Here is a 5,006-nt window from a genome sequence, read left to right as displayed (position 1 = left end):
TTCGCTGATTTTACATTTTGTCATATAGTTGGATTTTTTAACGCCGACTTACTTACAGACAAAACCCACCTTTCCTTCGGAACGCTACGCGAACGTGAGTTTTAAAGCTTTAAATTCCTTGAGTCTGCCTGCGCGGACTTGGGTTCGTATAGCCGCGATTTCTAATCGCCAAGTATATTTGCAAAGGTGAGATGCTCTTAATAATAAGCGAGTTGCAATGAGATGTTTATGTTGTATGGTCTTGTCTTTCTCCAGCCATCACATACCTAAATATTGCATCTCCAGATTTTTGGTTACGCTCAATACATGAAGCGATATATTTTTTTATATCATCAATATCAGCATCAATTTTATGTAAGATTTCATCTAGATGCGCCTCATCTGAGATATCTATAACCATCCGCATTAGCCCTTCATCTGAGAATATACTAGTAATTTTATCATGCCTAACTGCATCTATTACTGCAACTGGTATTGAACCACAAAGCATTGCAAACATCAGTACATGTAACCGATTACTAAAAACAATGTAGGCGCGAGAATACAAATCATACATAGATTGACTGTCTATCTTTTTTTCAATGAAAATTACATTGCAGTCATCTTTATATCTATTGCTAATCTCTTGACAAATTTCATAATCAAAATCAACTTGATAAGAGATCAGTAGCTTTTTCTGCCACTTTTGACGCACTACTGCAACAATTTTATCTATAATTGTAAAAAGACTATTTTTATATAAATCTGGATCGTCAAAAGAATTAGTAGATTTTCTAAAACTAAATATTACGTATTCATCCTGTTTTAATTCAAGTAATTTGTTACTCGAATATGGTGTTTTCATTAACCAAGCCAGATCAGGAAAAATTTTAACTTTACTTATCCCTATTTTGTTTGCATAATCTTCTGATTTCGTGTCTCTAACAGAATAAAAATACATTAACTTAGCTTTCCATGCTTCTGCTAGTTGATCGAGTTTAGTAAAAGGTCCAATGGAAACTCCAAATACACATATACGAACCCCAAAAAGCTTAAGTAAAGCCAAAGTCACAAGTTTTTTTGTGGTTTCAATGAAATATTTAAACCTGTTAGTTATGGGACTACTAAAACGATGCCCTGGAGTTAGAATATAGTAAATTTGCGTATTTTGATTTAATAAGGCTTTAAAAGCAAATACTAACATTAAAATAAAAAACTTAATTCTGTATTTGCTAGCTTTTTCATCATCTTTTATATCTAATTCTTGACAAAACCACTCTGGAACTTCTTCCTCATTGATCACCAGAGTTCCATATTGCCTTAAATTATTTAATAATATTTTAATGATCGTTAAATCTCCCAGATTTTCGTACTGAGTTTGTGAAGCAAAAAAAATAATTCTTTTTGTTTGATTATATTCCACGACAATTAACTCCAGCGAAATTTCAAAGTTACTTTATCAATTTAATTAGAGTATACAGCAAATGATATACATTTTTTGCCAGATGTTTAGCTCGACTTTATCCCTTTTGTTTGAAACGCGATGTTCCTGAAGAGTTGTTGCACAAACGCTATTGCTGAAATATCTTTAGTACAGTAATTTTACTTTTTTAACTTCATCAATAATCTGTGATGTTGAAAAAGTATTTGCTAACAAGTCTAGCTTTTTACAGGATAAATAAAACCAAGTTTTTAATTTTGGATAACATTGAGCTAACGGGCTATATTTACTATTTGCCAAAACAACTTTGGCGAGATCAAGAAAATTGACAATATGTATGCTGTGCTCCCAGCCACTATAGCAATAGATAATACTGCAAAAGAACTTATTGAATTACTCAAAAAATATTGAATGGTAAAGATAACACATAACATCACTATCGTTCCAGCTAAAGCAGCAACACCTTGGCGTAGATAGGTAACCACATTAATATGGATTTCCTTCCAAATTATCCAAATAACAATAGGTGCTATCAGGTACATTCTAATCACAAAAGCAGATGCAACAGCTACAATTCCCCATTTAACTGCTATAGAGAAGCCAATAACATTTATGAAAGCTTGCATAAAATCGATAGCTAGTTTAATTGAAGGTTTTCCAATCGCCATTAGCACAGAACCATTGAAATAGAAATAGGCGTAAGCAATCCCAGTAAGATTCAAAATTTGCATGACAGGTATACTGGGTACCCATTGTGTTCCAAATGCTACTGTTATTATTTCAGGTGCTAATATTGATGTGCCTAAGAAGCCTGGAAAGGTAACTAAGCTTGTTAGTTGGATTGCTTTATAAAGTGCATTTCGTAATCTTTCTGGCTCATGTTGTAACCTTGCAAATGTTGGCAGACTGACTTTTGCTATAGTGGCAGTAAGCAATTCTGTAAGTATTGAAAATACGCGATAAGCAACGGTGTAATAACCTAATGCAGAAGAACCTAGAAAATAACCGATTAATAAGTCATCTGAGCGACGGCTAAAGAAGTAAAATAAATTCATTCCCATTACATTCACTCCGAATGAGAAGAGTTCCTTGAAGTGGCGTATCGAAAACGATAATTTTGGTCGCCAATCACTTATCCGCCATATTATTAAAACTCCAGCAAAATTAGTATATAATTGCTGACCGACAAGGCTCCAAACTCCAAATCCCATAAATGCCATAGTTATACCTATGACACCGCCAATTGTCACTGCCAGTAAGGATCGCGTAGCAAGAGTTTTAAATGCTAGTTTACGCTGGAATATTGCGTTTTGAACGCTACTGAAAGCAGTGATTAAAATGCCAAAGGACGAATAGCGAATTATTGGTATTATTTGTGGTTCTTTGAAGAAGTTACCAACTAAATCAGCGCTAGCAACACAGAATATTGTTAGTACTATGCTGATTAGCAAATTAGTCCAGAAGGCAGTATCTAAATGCTCTAATTCTAAAACCTCTCGTTGAACAATTGCTTGGCTGAATCCCTGGTCAATAAACACTTGCAAAAATGCCAAAAATACGCCAGATAATGCAACTAGACCAAATGTTTCTGGCCCTAGAAGACGAGCAAGTATAAAGAAAATAGCGAATGAAATTACCTGACGTCCCCAGCTTTCAATGGCAGACCACAATACCCCTTTAACTGCCTTTTGTCGTAAATTTGATGAATCTTGAGGTGATGGCATTACAAAATTTACCAATGAAAGGACATAGAGTATTTATGGCTCTAGAACCTATTACAAAGTATATGTAATAATATGTAATAGTAATTTCTGTGAACTCGTGAAAAATACTCTTTACTTTATGTTAAGTAATTACTTAGAAGAGCCTACCACAATATTTTTGTAAATTAGTACCAATTTCAGAAAATATTTGCAGAATATTTACTGATAAGTCTGTTGCATTTTCCTGTAAAATGCAATTCTGCTTTACTTTTAGGGCTTTAAATGGTAGGTAGCTTTAGTAAGCATTAATTATAAGAAGATATATTTTTTGCTCAATCTCACTAAAGTTGATATCTGTATCAACGAGATTTTGCAAGACAGAACATATATTTATTAATCCCCAGTCTCGTGAAGGAAGACCGCTGCAATACGACTTGATGATAGTAGTTGCTTTGTAGCCAGCCATATAAATAGTGGAATAGTTTTAGCATAGCGACCGCAAAGTCGGCGCGGTTCTTGAATCCATCGATATAGCCATTCAAGCCCTAAGTCTCGAACTAAGCGGGGTGCACGCTTGTGAATTCCTGCATAAACGGGGAAAACTCCACCCAATCCAATCATTACAGCTTGTATCTTACCCTTATGTTGAGCTATCCAATTTTCTTGCTTAGGACATCCCAGAGATACTAATACGGCGCTAGCGCCACTAGAGTTAATCTTTTTAACCAAAGCTTCGTCTTCAGTTTCAGTCAGGGGGCGAAAGGGTAGAGGTTCCATTGCCGCAATCTTCACCTGCGGAAATTCCTGCTCTAACCTTTTTTGCATCCTAGAAAGAACTTCTGTTTGAGAACCTACAAAGAAAATACTAAGATTTTGTGTTTGAGTTAGCTGACACAATGCTAGGAAGATATCCATTCCTGCCACACGGTCTTGGTAAAGCGCTCCCATCTTTCGCATCATCCATACCAGAGGCATACCATCAGGAGTAACTATATCTGCATTTCGTAATACAGTGGCAAACTCTGGATTCCAATGAGCTTCAATGAGCATGTGTACATTGGCTACATATACAGTTCTACTTTCACGCCTCCTCGCCCACTTCAGTATTGTTTGTACTTGATCATCAAAGCGCAAAGCAGTAATAGGAAAATCTAGTACTTTTTTAGTAGGTAGAAGCACTCTTGCCACCATCAATAACTCCTGTGTCCAAGAAAAAAATCCATAGATTACCTAGACCATTCCGAATATTAGAAAATTCAGATTTGATGACTCCTGACTTTTTGTAGGCTTGTGTCATCGTTGGAAGTTAACACATGGAGATGCAATTGCCTTCTTAGTATTCTTTTGGCTTAATCGTTAATATTAGAATTATTTGCTGCTGTGTCCTAGTTTACTGTTTTAAGCTAAGGATTTCAGACCCTAGCTGACAAAATTCATACTTCCTTCATAATTAATTTTTGATTTGTTCATGCAAGCATTACAATTGCAATAAATTCCTATAGATATCTTGTATCTCAGTAGTTTTTTATACACATTTTTATTTCATATAAAGCGAAATACCAGACACTCAGCTTACCGATTTGGACACGTAAGTATGCGCTTAAGAGGTCTGATTCAAATTAGTCTATTTGAAAAAATGGCTAATAGTTTTTTCTTATGACTTTTCCAATTTATTACAAAAAAGGCAGAGGGCAGGAGGCAGAAGGCAGGAGGCAGGAGGCAGGAGGCAGAAGGCAGGAGGAAAGAAGTATTAATAAAAACTTTAGTTGTGAGTTATTGCCCACTAGCATAAAAAAATTTGTGTCGAGCGGAAAGTGCCACGTTTACATAGTGTGTCGTAGACAAGACACTCATGCTCCTCACTTCAATCCCACGTTTTTAAA

The 5,006-nt window shown here is 35.4% G+C and carries 4 protein-coding genes; all 4 read right to left on the bottom strand.

Annotation, left to right across the window (positions count from 1 at the left end):
- Positions 1-226: 226 nt before the first annotated feature.
- The gene (locus VB740_RS17135; protein ID WP_323201168.1) at positions 227-1,402 is read right to left on the bottom strand and encodes a polysaccharide pyruvyl transferase family protein; all 1,176 of its coding nucleotides are present in this window, start codon (positions 1,400-1,402) and stop codon (positions 227-229) included.
- A gap of 290 nt (positions 1,403-1,692) precedes the next feature.
- A complete protein-coding gene (locus VB740_RS17130) occupies positions 1,693-3,144 on the bottom strand; it encodes a lipopolysaccharide biosynthesis protein (protein ID WP_323201167.1) in 1,452 nt (483 codons plus the stop codon).
- 372 nt (positions 3,145-3,516) lie between these two features.
- Positions 3,517-4,314: a WecB/TagA/CpsF family glycosyltransferase gene (locus VB740_RS17125; protein WP_323201166.1), complete on the bottom strand. Its 798-nt coding sequence runs from the start codon at positions 4,312-4,314 to the stop codon at positions 3,517-3,519.
- Entirely contained in the window at positions 4,286-4,420 is a 135-nt protein-coding gene (locus VB740_RS17120) for a hypothetical protein (protein WP_323201165.1), read from the bottom strand. The genes VB740_RS17125 and VB740_RS17120 overlap by 29 nt, the downstream gene beginning before the upstream one ends.
- Positions 4,421-5,006 lie beyond the last annotated feature (586 nt).

Origin of the sequence: Nostoc sp. UHCC 0251 (assembly GCF_034932245.1) — a bacterium.
In the GTDB taxonomy this organism is placed as follows: Bacteria; Cyanobacteriota; Cyanobacteriia; order Cyanobacteriales; family Nostocaceae; genus Nostoc.
This window is presented reverse-complemented; position numbering and strand designations above follow the sequence as displayed.